This is a genomic window from Micrococcus sp. CS26, assembly GCF_055522295.1.
This window is the reverse complement of sequence record NZ_JBVFVY010000001.1, coordinates 160,026-175,141: the sequence shown is the minus strand read 5'-3', so window position 1 is coordinate 175,141 and position 15,116 is coordinate 160,026. Positions and strand designations below refer to the sequence as shown.

The 15,116-nt window shown below is 75.6% G+C and carries 11 protein-coding genes, 4 tRNA genes and 1 riboswitch; of the genes, 6 read left to right on the top strand and 9 right to left on the bottom strand.

The features are described 5' to 3' along the window. Positions 1-47: 47 nt before the first annotated feature. From ACZ1IK_RS00790 to ACZ1IK_RS00770, 5 genes are read right to left on the bottom strand one after another with little or no spacing between them, the layout of a single operon-like run. Positions 48-2,753, bottom strand: a complete 2,706-nt coding sequence (locus ACZ1IK_RS00790) for a GNAT family N-acetyltransferase (protein WP_049147983.1) — start codon at positions 2,751-2,753, stop codon at positions 48-50. Beyond that, the gene (locus ACZ1IK_RS00785; RefSeq protein WP_020624757.1) at positions 2,750-4,585 is read right to left on the bottom strand and encodes an IucA/IucC family protein; all 1,836 of its coding nucleotides are present in this window, start codon (positions 4,583-4,585) and stop codon (positions 2,750-2,752) included. The genes ACZ1IK_RS00790 and ACZ1IK_RS00785 overlap by 4 nt, the downstream gene beginning before the upstream one ends. Beyond that, entirely contained in the window at positions 4,582-5,226 is a 645-nt protein-coding gene (locus ACZ1IK_RS00780) for a GNAT family N-acetyltransferase (RefSeq protein WP_223246401.1), read from the bottom strand. Before ACZ1IK_RS00780 ends, ACZ1IK_RS00785 begins: the two co-directional genes overlap by 4 nt. A 5-nt stretch (positions 5,227-5,231) precedes the next feature. Continuing rightward, positions 5,232-6,557 (bottom strand): lysine N(6)-hydroxylase/L-ornithine N(5)-oxygenase family protein, encoded by a 1,326-nt coding sequence (locus ACZ1IK_RS00775; protein WP_465098215.1) that lies wholly within the window; start codon positions 6,555-6,557, stop codon positions 5,232-5,234. Further along, positions 6,554-8,149, bottom strand: a complete 1,596-nt coding sequence (locus ACZ1IK_RS00770) for a pyridoxal phosphate-dependent decarboxylase family protein (protein ID WP_049147986.1) — start codon at positions 8,147-8,149, stop codon at positions 6,554-6,556. Before ACZ1IK_RS00770 ends, ACZ1IK_RS00775 begins: the two co-directional genes overlap by 4 nt. Before the next feature lie 161 nt (positions 8,150-8,310). Here ACZ1IK_RS00770 and ACZ1IK_RS00765 point away from each other — a divergent pair, with 161 nt between their 5' ends. Next, positions 8,311-9,201, top strand: a complete 891-nt coding sequence (locus tag ACZ1IK_RS00765) for a siderophore-interacting protein (RefSeq protein ID WP_049147987.1) — start codon at positions 8,311-8,313, stop codon at positions 9,199-9,201. Between the two features lie 99 nt (positions 9,202-9,300). Here ACZ1IK_RS00765 and ACZ1IK_RS00760 read toward each other — a convergent pair. From ACZ1IK_RS00760 to ACZ1IK_RS00745, 4 genes are all read right to left on the bottom strand, one after another. Further along, positions 9,301-9,374 (bottom strand) — tRNA-Gly (locus tag ACZ1IK_RS00760). Positions 9,375-9,402: 28 nt separating this feature from the next. Further along, positions 9,403-9,474 (bottom strand) — tRNA-Val (locus ACZ1IK_RS00755). A 58-nt stretch (positions 9,475-9,532) separates the two neighbouring features. Continuing rightward, positions 9,533-9,603, bottom strand: a tRNA-Cys gene (locus tag ACZ1IK_RS00750). Between the two features lie 18 nt (positions 9,604-9,621). Beyond that, positions 9,622-9,695, bottom strand: a tRNA-Gly gene (locus ACZ1IK_RS00745). A 158-nt stretch (positions 9,696-9,853) separates the two neighbouring features. Here ACZ1IK_RS00745 and ACZ1IK_RS00740 point away from each other — a divergent pair. Genes ACZ1IK_RS00740 through rpe form a run of 5 tightly spaced genes read left to right on the top strand, consistent with a single transcriptional unit; the run spans position 9,854 to position 14,837 of the window. Continuing rightward, complete coding sequence (locus ACZ1IK_RS00740; RefSeq protein WP_036383776.1) at positions 9,854-10,843, top strand: PD-(D/E)XK nuclease family protein; 990 nt, start codon at positions 9,854-9,856, stop codon at positions 10,841-10,843. Then, entirely contained in the window at positions 10,840-11,424 is a 585-nt protein-coding gene (gene def, locus ACZ1IK_RS00735) for a peptide deformylase (RefSeq protein WP_251679458.1), read from the top strand. Before ACZ1IK_RS00740 ends, def begins: the two co-directional genes overlap by 4 nt. Further along, complete coding sequence (locus ACZ1IK_RS00730; RefSeq protein ID WP_095695668.1) at positions 11,421-12,521, top strand: methionyl-tRNA formyltransferase; 1,101 nt, start codon at positions 11,421-11,423, stop codon at positions 12,519-12,521. Before def ends, ACZ1IK_RS00730 begins: the two co-directional genes overlap by 4 nt. Beyond that, complete coding sequence (locus ACZ1IK_RS00725) at positions 12,518-14,149, top strand: RsmB/NOP family class I SAM-dependent RNA methyltransferase (RefSeq protein WP_251679459.1); 1,632 nt, start codon at positions 12,518-12,520, stop codon at positions 14,147-14,149. Before ACZ1IK_RS00730 ends, ACZ1IK_RS00725 begins: the two co-directional genes overlap by 4 nt. 16 nt (positions 14,150-14,165) lie before the next feature. Then, complete coding sequence (gene rpe / locus ACZ1IK_RS00720) at positions 14,166-14,837, top strand: ribulose-phosphate 3-epimerase (protein ID WP_095695670.1); 672 nt, start codon at positions 14,166-14,168, stop codon at positions 14,835-14,837. A 114-nt stretch (positions 14,838-14,951) separates the two neighbouring features. After that, a riboswitch (FMN riboswitch) is annotated at positions 14,952-15,096 on the top strand. The last annotated feature ends 20 nt before the right edge of the window (positions 15,097-15,116 follow it).

Genomic DNA, 15,116 nt, shown 5'->3' with positions numbered 1-15,116 from the left:
GGCGCGCACCGAGGCGGGTGCGCGCCGTCGCCGTGTGCGGGGCAGGGTCAGTGCACGGCGCGGAAGCACAGCGCCGCCCGCTTGCCCGGCAGCTCGACCTCCCGGTCCACCGTGAAGCCCAGAGCCCGGGCGGTCTTCACGGCCCGCGTGTTGCGGACGTCCGGCTCGATCACGAGCCGACGCGTGCCGGGGCGTGCGCCCAACCAGTCCACAATGCTCCGGTAGGCCGTGGCGCGGGCGCGCCCCTGCAGGCCGCCGGGGGCGGTGATGAAATGGAATCCGAGGTCCCCGTCCCGCACCTCGTAGGCGCCGCCGACCTCCTCCGCGCGAGGGTCGTAGGTCTGCACGAGGGCCACGAGGGTCCCGCCGTGCCACACGAGGTGGTTCGCGTGGGTGGGCTGGAACTCGAGGAAGTCGTAGACCTCCTCGACGTCCTGCACGCTGTGCCCGCGCATCCCGTAGAACTCCGCCCGCGGCTCCGTGACGAGTGCGTGGATCAGCGGGGCGTCCAGGGCCGGGCGGACGCGCGTCATGGTCAGGCCCAACGCCCCGACGCCGACCTCGGCCACGATGCGTCCCGGAGGGGCCCCGCCGGGGACGGAGCGGGCGGGTGCGACGCCGCTGCCGGCGGACGGGGGGACGGGACCGGACGGCACGGGCAGCAGGCGGCCGGCGGCCCACGCGTCCAGCTGATCCGTCACGTGCCCGCCTCCGAGACCGGAGGCGCCGAACGGGACGACCCACCGGCTGCGGGTGCGGTCGCCGAGGTCGAACACGACCCGGGCCACTGGCCCGCGGTGGGTGCCGACGGCCAGGCCGGGGGCGTGCGAGGTGGCGCAGACCGCGTCCGCGGTGCCGCCCACCCGGACGGACCCGATCGTGTCGAGCACGTCGGCGAGCCCCGGCACATCCGGCCCGCCGGGATGCTCGTGCGTGAACAGGAACGGGGTCAGGGCATGCGCCGCACCCCACGTCCGAGCCGTGTCGTCGGGGCCCGGCGGCTCAGCGGCGTCGCCGACGGCGGCGACGGCGGCCCGCACGAGGTCCCTCGTCGACGCTGCGACCCCCAGGGCCGCGCGCAGCGGCTCCGGCCCGCGCTCGGCGAGCGCCGCGCCGACCCATGCGGCGGCGTCGCCCCACGGTGCCCACGGGCCGCCGAGCAGGGCCCGCGAGGCGGGCGGCAGGTGCGCGATCAGGGCGGCGGCCACCTCGTGCTCCACGAGGAGCCACCAGCGGGCCGCGGCCGATCCGGCGGCGGCGTCGCCGGCCCACGCCGGGACGGACTCCGCGGCCAGCACGTCGTCCGCGACGAGCGCGTCGACGGCGTCGGCGAGCCAGGCCCGCGGCGCGCCCGGGGTCCGGGTGTCCGTCTGCAGGGCGGCCATCGCGTCCACGGTCCGCTCCTGCGGTGCCAGCGCCTCGAGGGCCTCCCGGATGCGGCGGGACCGCCACGGCGCGCACGCGTCCACGGTGAGGCAGGCGGTGTCCGGGTGGGGCTCGTTGGCCGCCACCACGACGTCGTCCGCCGCGGCCGGCGCGGGCCAGCGCACCCAGCGCTGATCGAGGGACCCGTCGGCGGAGCCCCGGCCCAGCGCGGAGGCCCGCGCCGCACCCCAGGCCGAGCGTCGATCCCGGCGCCGCACGGCCCCGGCGTGCCGGGTGAGCACCGTCCGCCGGTCCGCGACGATCACGCGATTGACCGGCTCGACGTGCCCGTCCAGCACCGCGCAGGCCTCCGCGGCGCTCGCGGCCGTGAGCAGCCGGCGCGCGCTCGGCAGGCCGGTGTCGGCGCGGTCCCAGGCGGGGAACCGCATGCTCACCGGGCCGGCGCCGGGCACGTCCACGAGCCGCCCGCGCGGGGTGTGGGCCACCCGCACGTCCACGGGGTCGCCGCCGCGCACGTGCACCCGCTCGGTCCGGGCGTCGAGGACCTCCGGCCCCTCGGGGGCGTCCTCGAGGACCATCTCGAGCGAGGACACCATCGCCGAGGTCGTCACCCACGCGACGTGCTCGGACTGCCCCACATGCGGGACGCCCGGCACACCGGGGAAGGCCAGGCCGACGACGTCGACGCGGTCCCGGGGACGCTCGGCCTCCACCACGAGGCGCACCTGCTGGTAGACGCCGGGCAGCTCGAGCAGCCGGTGCGGGTCGGCGGCCACGAGCGGAGCGCCCTCGGCGCCGACGCGCACCGCCCAGGCGTTCGAGCCGTCCGCGTCGGGGCGCGGCGAGATCAGCGCCGCGGCGAGCGCGGGGAAGCGCTCGGCCAGCAGGGTGCGGAACAGGGCGGCCGGCGCGTTGGTCAGCCAGACGTTGTAGCCCAGGTGCAGGGCGAGCGCCGTGTGCGGGTCGAACGGCAGCGGCTTCACCCCGTGGGCGGCGAACTCGGGCGCGCGCCGGGCCCCGGCGTCCAGCCCCGCGTTCACGCCGTCGGCGAACCGGGTGAACCAGGCCCGGTCCTCCGCGTCGTCGAGGGCGTTGAACGCCTGGCGGGCCGCACCGTCCAGGTCCATCTGCCGGGCGGCGACGTCGTTCGCCACCGCCGGCGGGCCGAACACCTCGGCGCTCATGCCGGTGACCCGGCGGTGCTCGCAGTCGACCTGCCAGGCCCGCTCCGTCGCCACGTGCCACCCCTGGAGGTAGGCCAGCTCGGGCAGGGACGCGGCCACGAGCGTCGGCACGCCGTGCGCGTCCCGGTGGCAACGGCCCGCCACGTCACCCGTCGCCGTCCCGGTCCACGCGTCCGCGCTCATGCCGCGGCGTCCTGCCGGAGCTCCGCCAGCGCGCGGCGCAGCGGCGCGGCCACCGGGTTGGCCAGGCGACCGGCGTAGAGCAGCGAGCCCGACGGGTCCGTCAGGTCCACCATCTGCGTGGCGTTCCGCAGCTGCAACCGGTTCAGGCACGAGTGCGCGAAGTCCTCCGCGTCCAGGCCGAGGCGCTCCACATCCGCGAGCCCCAGGGCCGTGTACTCGGCGAGGACCCGCCCCACCACGGCGTAGAACTCCTCCGCCGGCAGCAGGGCGTCCGCGTCCATCACGTCGGCCAGATGGCGCAGCACGCCGTCCAGCATGTCCGTGAAGAAGGAGAGGGAGAGGTCCTCGTCGGTGAGGTCGATGCGGATGCGCCGGGTCTGCTCCGTGAGCGGGACGCCGTCCGCGCCGACCACCACCTCCTCCCCGATGTCCTTGAGGAAGGCGCCGGTGACCCGTCCCTCCCGCAGGCGGAGCACGATGTTCTCCCCGTGGGGCATGAACACGGTCGAGTAGGCGGCGGCCAGATGCACCAGCGGGGTCACGTAGGCCGTCACCACCCCGTGCAGCCACTGCGCCGCCGTCAGCCCCGAGCGCTCCACGAGCGCCCCCGCCACGGAGCGGCCCCCGCCGTCCCGGTGCAGCAGCGCCGCCATGGTCATGACCCGCTCGCCCTCCGCCAGGCGCGGCAGCGGACTCTCCCGCCACAGGGCGGCGAGCATCTTCGTGTGAGGACCCTTCGAGCCCACGGCATGGAAGGCGTCCCCGGTGTACCCGGCCGAGGCGTACTCCCGCAGCACCCCGAAGCCCCACCTCGCGAGCAGGGGGTCGGAGTCCACGAGGTCGGCCACCACCGCGTTGATCGCCGGGGTGACGGACATGTACGCGGGGGAGAGGCCGCGCACGAACCCCATGTTCTGCACGGACAACGCCGTCTTCAGCTGCGGGGCGTGCGGGTCGCTCGCGTTGAACAGGGTGCGCACCGCCTGCATGGCCGTGAACGCGTCCGGGTCTTCGCCCACGTGCACCAGCCGCCCCGCGGCGAGGTCGGGGGCGAACGCCACCTGGATCCGGTGCTCCCACTGCCACGGGTGCACCGGGATCAGCGTGTACGCCTCCGGATCGACGTCGAGCGCCGCCGCCCGCTCCGCCCACAGGCCCGCCACCGCCTCGGTGATCGGCGGGGGCGGCGCCGGCACGGCGGCGCCCGCGCTCGCGGTCTTGGGCCAGGTCCACCGTCCCCCGAGCTCGGAGGGGAACGCGAGCCACACCGGGTGCAGCGCCCGCCCGCCCTCGGGGGCGAACATCGCGTACTCCGTGGCCCCCCAGCCGATGCGGCCGTTGGTGGCCACGAAGCCCGGGTGTCCCTCGCTCATGGCGGCCTCCACCGCCGTGTAGTCCGCGTCCACCAGGTCGGCGGCGGACGGGCGCTCGCCGGCCAGGGTGTGGCACCGGGCGGCGAAGGTGGAGGCGAGCTCCTCGAGATAGACGTCCAGCGCCTCGCCGGCCAGCCCGAGCACCTCGGCCGCGTCGAGGACGAAGCGGTCGACGGCCACCGCGTCCGGATCCCCGGCACGGCACACCGAGTCCGGATCCACGCCGAGGTGCTCGAGCGGGAGGGCACGCGCGGTGAACGTCCACCGCACCCCGCCCAGGGTGAGCGTGTAGGCGTGGCGGCCGGCGTCGTCGACCCGCTCGCCGCGCACCGGCGTCAGGAGCCGCTCATGGGTGAACTCGCGGATCGCCTTGGCGACGAGCAGCCGGTGGGCGTGCCGGGCGGTCGGCGCCGTCAGCGCGTCCAGGCGGGACGGGGAGGACGGGGGGACGGGGGTCATGCGGACACCTGCCTGTCGGGGGTGAGGAGGAGCGGGGGCTCGGGGAGGGTGAGGTCCAGCCCGGCGGCGAGGACGCCGATCCGGCTGGCAGTGAAGGACTCGGGCGTGGCGATCGAGAGCATCGCCGTCTTGGATCCCAGCGCCACGGGACCGAGCTCCGTGAACCCGGCGGCCAGGTTCTTCGCCCGGATGGCGGCGTTGCGCTCGTCCGGCTCGACGACGACGCGCCGCGCCCCCGGCTGGGCCAGGCACCAGCGCACCACCGCGGCCATCACCAGGTCCGTGGTCCCGGGCACCGGGGTGTCCGTCGGGGCGACGAGCACGTGCAGGCCGACGTCGCCCGGCGCGCCCGCATACCGTCCGGCCAGCTCCGAGTGGGCCGGGTCGTAGACCTCCACCAGGAAGGTCGCAGTCCCGTCCACGAGCCCCACGTGCGCGTGGTGGTGCGGGTGCGCGGCGATCGCCTCGTACTCGGCCACGACGTCGGCCAGACCCGCCTCCGTCATCTCCCAGTACACGGCGTGCGGGGACGTCACCCACCGGTGCAGCAGCGGATGGTCCTGCGCGCCCACGGGACGGAGCTCCACACGACGGGCCGCGCTCGCGGCCGCACCGTCCACGGTGGTCTGCGGCGGCGTCACGGCGCTCACCGGACGCCCGCCGCGACGGCACCGAAGTCCTGGAACGCGATCGACTCGGCCTGCGCGTAGACCTGGCGGCCGGCGATCGTGCTGAGGATGCGGCCGCTGTGCTCCGCCGCCATGCCCAGGTCCGGGCCGGTGAGCCCCAGGGGCTGTTCGGCGGTGTTGTGCACGAAGATCCGGCGGCCGCTCACGTCGATCGCGTGGTCCGCGTTCGCCGTCGTCCGACCGTCCTCCGCGCGCAGCAGGTGCCGCACCGGCTCCAGGAACGGATGGTCCGGGTGGCGGTAGCCCGTGCCCGCGACGACACGGTCCACCACGTGCCGCCCGGTCACCCCGGTCTCCTCGTCGCGCAGGGTGACCTCCACCCGGGGCGCACCCGGGCCCGCGACCAGGCGGGCGTCCGCCACCGACGTGCCCGGCCACAGCCGGGCCGGGTCCAGCGGACCCACCTGGCGCTCGTACAGCGCGTGGTAGACGTCCTCGATCGTGTACTCGCTGATCCCCTTGTACAGGGACCGGTGGGATGCGTTGATCTCATCCCGCCGCGCCCGGGGCAGAGTGGCGAAGTGCCGCTCATAGTCCAGCGAGGTCAGCTCGAGCGTGAGCTGGCCGACCTCCATGCCGAAGAACCGGGGTGAGCGCGTGACCCACGTGAGGTCCGGGTGGCCCGCGTTCAGCAGGTCCAGGGCGCACTCCGCCGCCGACTGGCCGCTGCCCACTACCAGGACCGACCCGGCCCCGGCGATGTCCTCGCGACGGCCCATGTACTCACCCGTGTGCACCACGGGGGACGCGCCGACCCGGGCCGACTCCTCCGCGACGCGCGCGAGCGGCGCGGGCAGGGACGGCACCGTGCCCGTGCCCACCACCACGTGGTCGGCCCGGTGCGTGCTGGTCCCGGCCGCGGAGGCCGCCTCCACCACGAACTCGTCCGCCTGATCGTCCCACCGCACCGCCGTCACCGTGGTCGCGTAGGCGATGCCGGGCAGCTGGGCTGCCACCCACGCGCAGTAGTCCGAGAACTCCCGCCGCAGCGGGTACCAGGAACCCCGGATGTAGAAGCGGTGCAGCCGGCCCATCGCCTTGAGATACGCCAGGAACGAGTACGGGGAGGTCGGGTCCGCGAACGTCACCAGGTCCGCGAGGAACGGCACCTGGATCTGCGCGCCCGGCAGCATCATGCCCGGGTGCCACACGAACGCGTCGCGGCTCTCCACCACCTCCACCTCGACGTCGGGCAGCGGGTGGGCCAGCGCGGCCAGGCTCAGGTTGAACGGGCCCAGCCCGATCGCGAGCACGCGGCGGGGGGACGTGGACGCCGGGCTCATGCGCACACCTGCTCTCCGTGCTCGTCCACGCGCGCCGCGGACGGACGTGGCCCCGCCGAAGCGGGGAGCGTGCAGGACACGGCGACCGACGGGCCATGCGGACGGGTCCGCGCCACCCCGCGCCACCGATGACGGCTCGCCCGCACCGCGTCGACGTGCCGCAGCGCCGCCTCCTCCACGACGTCGACCAGCTCCTCCAGCTCGCCCGAGGTGACCGCGGGGTTCAGGATCGTGAACTTCAGATGGGGCACCCCGTCCACCACCGTCGTCGCGATCAGCGCGCGCCCGCCGGCCACGAGCTCCCGGTGCGTCGCCGCCTGCACCGCCGTGCACTCCTCCTCCGACAGTCCCTCGGCCCGCACCCGGAACAGCACTGTCACCAGCGTCGGATCCTCCAGCACCGCGAACGTCGGCCGGGCCCGCAGGATCCCGCACGCCTGCCGCGTGCGTTCGCGCGCCCCCGCGAACAGGGACACCACCGCCTCGGCCCCATGCTCACGCAGCGTCAGCCACAGCTTGAGCGAGTCGAACCGGCGGCTCGTCTGCAAGGACCGATCCGCCAGGTTCGGATGGACGCTGTCCTCCGGGTTCAGGTAGTCCGCATGCACCGTCACATGGCGCAGGCTCTCGGCGTCCCGCACCACCAGCGCGCTGCAGGCCAGCCCCACGTAGAACGTCTTGTGGAAGTCCATCGTCACCGAGTCCGCACGGTGCAGCCCCGGCAGCTCGTGGCGCGTCGCCGCGCTCGCGGCGAGGATCCCGCCCACGGCCGCGTCCGCATGGACCCACATCCCGTGGCGTTCGGCGACGTCGGCGATGGCCGGCAGCGGGTCGATGGCGCCGCGGTCGGTGGTCCCCAGCGTCGCGACGACGGCCATCGGCACGGCACCGGCGGCCACCTCACGTTCGACCGCCTCGGCCAGGGCCCCTGGGTCCAGACGCCCGGCGGCGTCGGTGGGGACGACGACCACGGCGTGGCGGCCCAGCCCGAGCAGGCCGGCTGCCTTGGCGATGCTGTAGTGCGTGGCGGCGCTGACGAAGACGCGCAGCGAGCCGAGCACCTCGGCGGGCAGGTCGGCGAGCCCGGCGTGGCCGGTGAGGCGCTGCACGGCGCGGCCGCGGGCCAGCGTCATGGCCTGCAGGTTGGAGGCCGACCCTCCGGAGGTGAAGACGCCGTCGCCCGCGGCGAACCCGCACCAGCGTCCGACCTCGGCCAGGAGCCGCTGCTCCATGAGCGCCGCGGAGCGGGCCTGGTCCCAGGACTCGACCGCCGTGTTGAGCGCCCCGAGCACGGTGTCCGCTGCGGTGCTGGAGAGCAGGACCGGGCAGTTGAGGTGAGCGGCATAGCGCGGGTGGTGGTAGGCGGTGGTCTGGTGGGCGTAGAGCTCCGCGACCTCGGCGAGGGCGTCGTCGAGGCTGCCCGTCGGCTGCGAGAAGTCGACGGCGCCGACGGCGTCGGCCAGGTGCGTCGACGGGGTGTCCGGGTGGACCCCCGCGCGGTCGTAGGCGGTGTCGACGGCCACCCGGGCCGCCCTGCCGGTGGCGTCGAGGTAGGCGGCGGGATCGCCGAGTCCGAACAGGCGAGGGAGCATGGGAGGGCCTTCCGTGAGGGGGTCGTCGGCTCCGGGCGGCGTCCGCCACGGACGTCCCGCACAGTAGGGAAGCCTTACCTAAGAAAGCAAATACGCAACAATGACGTGACGTATTCAAAGGGAGGACTCCAGCAAAGGTGAGGCTCACCTATGCTGACCGGATGACGAGCTCCTCCGTCCTCCCCCCGCCTGCCGCCCGTCCCTCGCGTGTCGAGGCCCTGCAGATGAAGGCCTACCGCGGGCTCGCGGCCCTCGGCCAGGCGATGCCCGTTGACCGCGACGAGTATCCGCAGTGGACCATGACGGTCCGCGCCACGTGGCTGCTCGCCCCCCGGCTGCGTCGTCTCACGTTCGCCGCGGAGGAGTTCCGCACGTTCACCCCGCAGGGCTGCGACGAGTACTTCGGGCTGCTCACCCCGCCCCCGGGGCGGGCGCTCGTGATGCCCGATCCCGCGGCGCTCAATGCGCGGCGAGCGGTCGGGCGGATCCCCGAGGACGTGCGGCCGGATCTGCGGTGGTACACGGTCGCCGAGCACCGGCCCTCCGTCGGTGAGATCGACGTCGACGTCGTCGTGCACGACCATGCGGGCCCCGCCGGCACGTGGGCGCGCACCGCACGTCCGGGCGACGTCGCCGGCTTCCGCACCGGGACGGGCGCCTATCGTCTGCCGGCGGCGGGGGAGTCGCACCTCGTGGTGGGGGACGAGACCGCAGTCCCGAGCATCGCCGCCGCCCTCGCCGCGCAGCGTCGCACGCCGCGCGGGGGCCGGATGGACGTCGTCCTGGAGGTGCCCGGCCGTGACCACGTCCCCGCCCTCGAGGTCCCGGAGGGCGCCACGCTCACGGTCCTGCACCGCGGAGACGCCGTGCCGGGCGCCCTGCTCACGCCGCACCTCGAGGACCTCCCCGCCGCGCCCCGCGACCACGTGTGGGCGTGCGGCGAGCAGTCGCTCGCGACGGCGGCGCGGCGGGTGATCGTCCGCCGCGGCATCGCACCGAAGCGCGCGATCATGTTCAGCGGCTACTGGCGGGTGGACGGCCCGCGGCTCTGATCCCGTCCGATGGTCGGCGTCCGTGCTCCGAGCACGAGGCCGACCGCACGCCCCGGAACGACGAAGGGCCCCTCCGCCAGGAGGGGCCCTTCGCGTGGGAGCGGATGACGAGATTCGAACTCGCGACCTCCACCTTGGCAAGGTGGCGCTCTAGCCAACTGAGCTACATCCGCCTGAGTCGATCCTCACGGATCGTCTCCGTGCGCGATACTGGGTTCGAACCAGTGACCTCTTCCGTGTCAGGGAAGCGCGCTACCGCTGCGCCAATCGCGCTCGTCCACCTCCGAAGAGGTGGTGAACATGCCGCCACTCCCGGTCGGAGAAGCCTGCGAGGTCGGGACGGGATTCGAACCCGCGTATACGGCTTTGCAGGCCGCTGCCTCGCCTCTCGGCCACCCGACCAGGGGTGAAGGTTGAGCGAGCGGATGACGAGATTCGAACTCGCGACCTCCACCTTGGCAAGGTGGCGCTCTAGCCAACTGAGCTACATCCGCGTGTCGGTGCCGCCGGGATCCGCTCCTCTGAGCCGCTCACCTGCGTTTTCCAACGAGAAAGAACTCTAGGCCATCTCCGCCCGGATGCAAAATCGGCGTCCGGAGGCGTGTCGGGCCACCCCGTCGGGGGTCCGGGGACCCTGCCAGAATGGCTGACCATGACCCAGCCACGCCTCGCGCATCAGACCCCCCACGGACGCATGTACGCGCGCTCCCTCTCGGGCCTGCCCGAGGTCCCGTCCATCACCACCGTGATCGGCATGGAGAAGACGGACCTGGACGGCTGGGTCGGGTGGATGGCGGCCCAGTCCGTGACCCAGGATCCGCGCCTGGCGGAATCCGTGGGCTCCGCGGCGCGCCTGAAGCAGGTGGCCCGGCAGTCCGCCGACGCCGCCGCCCGCTACCGGGACGCCGCGGCCGAGCGCGGGGACCGCGTGCACGACTACGCCGAGCAGGTGGCCCAGCGCGCCCTCGGCCGCCCCCACACCATGGCGGAGGCCCGGGCCCGGCTGATCGAGCACGGCGAGGGCGCCTACGCGGACCGCTTCGACGAGTGGTGGGACCTCTACGACGTCCGGCCGATCGCGGCCGAGATCACCGTCTGGAACCACACGGTGGGCTACGCGGGCACGCTGGACCTCGTCGCCCGGATCGGCGGCCGGCTGTGCCTGATCGACTACAAGACGAAGGGCACGGGGCGGGACGGACGGGTCAAGGCGCTCGACCCCAAGGTGGTCATGCAGCTGACCGCCGGCCTGAAGGCGGAGGAGTCCCTCGTGGATCCCGAGGCTGGCACCTGGGAGGAGTGGCGGCACGGCCAGGCCGAGATGCTGCTCGGCGTCGCCCTGGGGGAGACTGAGGTCGCCGTGCACCAGGCCAACCCGGGCGTGCTGCCCCGCCACTGGCACAAGTTCTGGGCCCTGCGCCAGGTCTGGAAGCACGCGCAGGCCGTGGACGACGCCGGCCCCGCGCTCCGCGTCATCGGCCCGCCTCCGCCGTCGGTCCCGGCGTCGGCGGCCACCGGCCTGCAGGCCGTGCGTGCCGCGGCGTTCGGCGGCGGCTCCCATGCCGCCCCGGACGTGGCGCCCGACGGGTCGTCGTCGCGCCCGGCGTCCGCCGCCGAGGGCGGCGATAGGGTGACGGCGTGACCGTCCTGCCCGTCCGCACCGTCCCCGACCCCGTCCTGCGCACCGCCGCGTCGCCCGTGCCCGCGGGCGCGGACGTGCGCGCCCTCGTGGCGGACATGATCGCGACGATGCACGCCGTCGGGGGCGTGGGCCTGGCCGCACCCCAGGTGGGCGTGGGTCTGCGCGTCTTCGTGTTCGACGTCGCCGGCGTCGCCGGGCATGTGGTCAATCCCGTGCTCGAGACCGCCGGGCAGGCGCTGCGGGAGCCGGGCGAAGGGTGTCTGTCCGTGCCCGGGCTGCGCTACCACCCGGCGCGCGCCGCGGAGGCCGTCGTCCGCGGCACCGACGTCGACGGGAACCCGGTGGAGCACCGGGGGACCGGCCTGCTCGCCCGCTGCCTCCAGCACGAGACCGACCACCTCGACGGGATCCTCTACGTCGACCGCCTCGACGGCGAGGAACGCCGTGAGGCCCGCCGCCGCATGCGCGCCGGCGAGGTGGACCGCGCCGCTCGTCGCATCGGGGCCGCGCGCGCGGCCGCCGTCAGCTCGGTCTTCGGCGCCCCCGCCGTCCCCGCCGCCGGAACAGGAGCCGCCCGATGACCGCCCCGACGCCCCTGCGCGTGCTCTACGCCGGCACGCCCGAGACCGCCGTGCCCGTGCTGCGCGCCCTGCTCGACTCGCCCCACGAGGTCGTCGGCGTGCTCACCCGGCCGGACGCCCCGGTCGGGCGCCGGCGGGTGCTGACCCCGTCGCCGGTCGCGGTCACGGCAGAGGAGGCCGGCCTGCCCGTGCTCAAGGCCGACCGACTCCGCGGACCCGAGGGCGCCGATGCCCTCCAGGCGATCCGGGTGCTCGAGGCGGACGTGGCCGTCGTCGTCGCCTACGGGGCGCTCGTGCCCGTCGAGGCCCTGCAGATCCCCCGTCACGGCTGGCTCAACCTGCACTTCTCCGCGCTGCCGGCCTACCGCGGCGCCGCCCCCGTCCAGCGCGCCGTGATGGCCGGGGAGACCGAGATCGCCGCCGACGTGTTCCAGCTCGAGGAGGGCCTGGACACCGGGCCCGTCTTCGCCCGGCTCACCCGCCCCGTCGCGGCCGACGAGACCGCCGGGGCCGTGCTCACCGACCTCGCCGAGCGCGGCGGCCCGCTCGTGATCGACGTGCTCGACCGCCTGGCGGACGGCACCGCGACCGCCACGCCCCAGCGCGGCGAACCCACCCACGCGCCGAAGCTCACGGCCGCAGACGGCCTGGTGGACCCCGCCCGCCCGGCGGCCGAGGTGGCCGCCCGGATCAACGGCGTCACCCCCGAGCCCGGCGCCTGGGGCTGGCTGACCGCCGACGACGGCGCCGCCCCGGCCCGTTTCAAGCTCGACGGCGTCGCCCCGGTCAGCGCCGGCGACGACGGCTGGCCCTCCGCCCTCGATGCCGCGGCTCCCGGGCAGATCCTGGTGGCCGCGAAGGCCGCCTGGCTGCGCACCGCCGGCGGGGCCGTCCGGCTCTCCCGAGTCCAGCCGGCGGGCAGGAAGCTGATGCCGGCCGCCGACTGGGCGCGCGGCGCCGCCGCCGGGGCCGCGCTGCTGGCCGGGGAGGCGCTCGCCCACCACGAAGAACAGGCCCGCCGGGAGGCCGCCGCCCGGGCCGCGGCACGCGAGGCCGCGCGGAACGCCACGGCACAGGACGAGGAGGCGCGCGCATGAGCCGCGAGAGACAGCCAGGACAGGGCCGGGGCGAGCGAGGGGCCCGCGGAGAACGCGGCCGCGCACCCCGGGCGGACCCCCAGGACCGCCGGGATGCGCAGGGGCGCACCCGCAACCGGGGTCGCTCCGGCGCCGGGCGGAAGTACTCGGCGCAGGCGCCGTCGCAGCGCTCCCGCACCGCTGACCCGGCGCGCCGCGTCGCGTTCGGGGTGGTCCGCTCCGTCCATGCCGAGGACGCGTACGCGAACCTGGTCCTCCCGGCGCGCATCCGCCAGGCCCGCCTCGACCGGCGCGACGCCGGCTTCGCCACCGAACTCGCCTACGGCACCCTGCGCGGGCTCGGCCTGTACGACGCGATCCTGACCCGCTGCGTGGACCGCCCGCTCGAGAAGATCGACCCACCCGTGCTCGACGCCCTGCGGCTCGGCGCCCACCAGCTGCTGGGCATGCGCGTGCCCGCCCACGCCGCCCTCGACGCCACCGTCTCCCTCGTGCGCGCCGAGATCGGGGCCGGCGCCTCCGGGTTCGTGAACGCGGTGCTGCGTCGGGTTGCCGAACGCCCCCTCGAGGAGTGGCTGGCCGACGTCGCCCCTGCCGACGGCGGCGACGCCGCCCTGGCCGTCCGTGCCTCGCACCCGGTGTGGATCGTCCGCGCGCTGCGCCAGGCCCTGGCCGCCCACCGCGGCACCCGCCACATCGCCGACCGCGACGCCGAGCTGGCCGCCCTGCTCGAGGCGGACAACGCCCCGCCCGTGGTCAACCTCGTCGCCCTGCCCGTGGCCGGTGGGGCCGAGGCGCTCGCCGCGGCCCTCGACGACGGCGCCGAACCCGGGCCGCTGGCCCCGGACTCCGCCCTGCACTCCGGCGGCGATGCCGGCCGTCTGCCCGGGGTGCGCGAGGGCGTGCTCCGCGTCCAGGACGCCGGCTCCCAGCTCACCGCCCGTGCCCTGGCCCAGGCACCCGTCCCCGCGGCCGAGGGGCGGGCCGAGCGCTGGCTCGACCTGTGCGCCGGCCCTGGCGGCAAGGCGGCCCTGCTGGCCGCCCTCGCCGCCGAGCGGGGGGCGACGCTCGTGGCCAACGAGGTCGCCCCGCACCGCGCCGACCTCGTCCGGCAGGCACTCGCCGCCGTGCCCGCCGACGCCTGGACCGTCCGGACCGGGGACGGTCGCACGATCGCCGACGCCCCCGAGGCGGCCCCGGCGTTCGACCGCGTCCTCGTGGACGCCCCCTGCACCGGCCTCGGTGCGCTGCGCCGCCGACCCGAGTCGCGCTGGCGCCGCACCCCGGCCGACCTCGCCGAGCTCACCGGCCTGCAGGCCGAGCTGCTCGACGCGGCGGTCTCCGTCCTCGCCCCCGGCGGCGTGCTCGCCTATGTCACCTGCTCCCCGCACGTCGCGGAGACCGTCGTCCAGGTCCAGGACCTCGTGCGCCGCCACCCCGAGCTGGAGCTGCTCGACGCCCGCACCGCCCTCGACACCGTCGCGCTTGACGACCTGCGCCTGGACGAGGCCGAACCCGCCGGCGCGCCGGAGCCAGCCGATGTGGTCGCCCGCACGGCCCAGCTCTGGCCGCACCGGCACGGCACCGACGCCATGTTCCTGGCCCTGCTGCGCGCCCCCGGCGCCTGACCGAGAGGACCCGCCCATGACCGCCCGCGCCCCGCGCCTGCACCCCTCGATCCTGTCCGCGGACTTCGCCCGCCTCGCCGACGAGCTGGCCCGCATCCCCAGCGCAGACGCGGTGCACGTGGACGTCATGGACAACCACTTCGTCCCGAACCTCACCCTCGGCCTGCCCGTGGTCGAGGCGATCCGACGCGCCACCGACCTGCCGCTGGACATCCACCTGATGATCGAGGACGCCGACCGCTGGGCGCCCGGCTACGCGGAGGCGGGGGCCGAGTCCGTCACCTTCCACGCCGAGGCCTCGGCCGCGCCCGTCCGGCTGGCCCGGGAGCTGCGCGCGGCCGGAGCGAGGGCCGGCATGGCGCTGCGGCCGGCGACCGCGGTCGAGCCCTACCTGGACATGCTCCCGGAGCTGGACATGCTTCTGCTGATGACCGTGGAGCCCGGCTTCGGGGGGCAGGCGTTCCTCGACGTCGTGCTGCCGAAGATCCGCCGGGCCCGCCGCGCCCTCGACGGCGGGCCCGCCCCGCTGGCCCTCCAGGTCGACGGCGGCGTGAACCGCGAGACCATCGAACGCGCGGCCGAGGCCGGGGCCGACGTGTTCGTGGCCGGCTCCGCGGTGTTCGGCGCCGAGGACCCCGACGCCGCGCTCGCCGGCCTGCGCACCGCCGCCGCCCGCGCCTGCCACTGAGCCCGGCGACGCCGTCGCCCGCCCGCCGCGCCGGACGTCGCCCGGCGTCGTCCGGCGACGTCCGGCGACGTCCGGCATGCGCGGCCGGCCGGGCGTGCGATACTGCTGGACAGCAACGTGCTCCGAGATGCGGTGGAAGTCCGCACCGGCGGTGACAGCCCGCTAACCGCGCGGCCCGTCCTCATCCGAGGCGGTGCCGAGCGGCCTGACCGGTGGAATTCCGGTGTCGACCGTACAGTCGGGATGGGAGAGGCACGCGGCGGAGCCGTTCCGCGCCCG

What these genes read in the sequence shown, in the direction of transcription:
- ACZ1IK_RS00790 (WP_049147983.1), bottom strand. Translation starts at nt 2,753, where the DNA reads ATGAGCGCGGACGCGTGGACCGGGACGGCGACGGGTGACGTGGCGGGC.
- ACZ1IK_RS00785 (WP_020624757.1), bottom strand. Translation starts at nt 4,585, where the DNA reads ATGACCCCCGTCCCCCCGTCCTCCCCGTCCCGCCTGGACGCGCTGACG.
- ACZ1IK_RS00775 (WP_465098215.1), bottom strand. Translation starts at nt 6,557, where the DNA reads ATGAGCCCGGCGTCCACGTCCCCCCGCCGCGTGCTCGCGATCGGGCTG.
- ACZ1IK_RS00770 (WP_049147986.1), bottom strand. Translation starts at nt 8,149, where the DNA reads ATGCTCCCTCGCCTGTTCGGACTCGGCGATCCCGCCGCCTACCTCGAC.
- ACZ1IK_RS00765 (WP_049147987.1), top strand. Translation starts at nt 8,311, where the DNA reads ATGACGAGCTCCTCCGTCCTCCCCCCGCCTGCCGCCCGTCCCTCGCGT.
- ACZ1IK_RS00740 (WP_036383776.1), top strand. Translation starts at nt 9,854, where the DNA reads ATGACCCAGCCACGCCTCGCGCATCAGACCCCCCACGGACGCATGTAC.
- ACZ1IK_RS00730 (WP_095695668.1), top strand. Translation starts at nt 11,421, where the DNA reads ATGACCGCCCCGACGCCCCTGCGCGTGCTCTACGCCGGCACGCCCGAG.
- ACZ1IK_RS00725 (WP_251679459.1), top strand. Translation starts at nt 12,518, where the DNA reads ATGAGCCGCGAGAGACAGCCAGGACAGGGCCGGGGCGAGCGAGGGGCC.
- rpe (WP_095695670.1), top strand. Translation starts at nt 14,166, where the DNA reads ATGACCGCCCGCGCCCCGCGCCTGCACCCCTCGATCCTGTCCGCGGAC.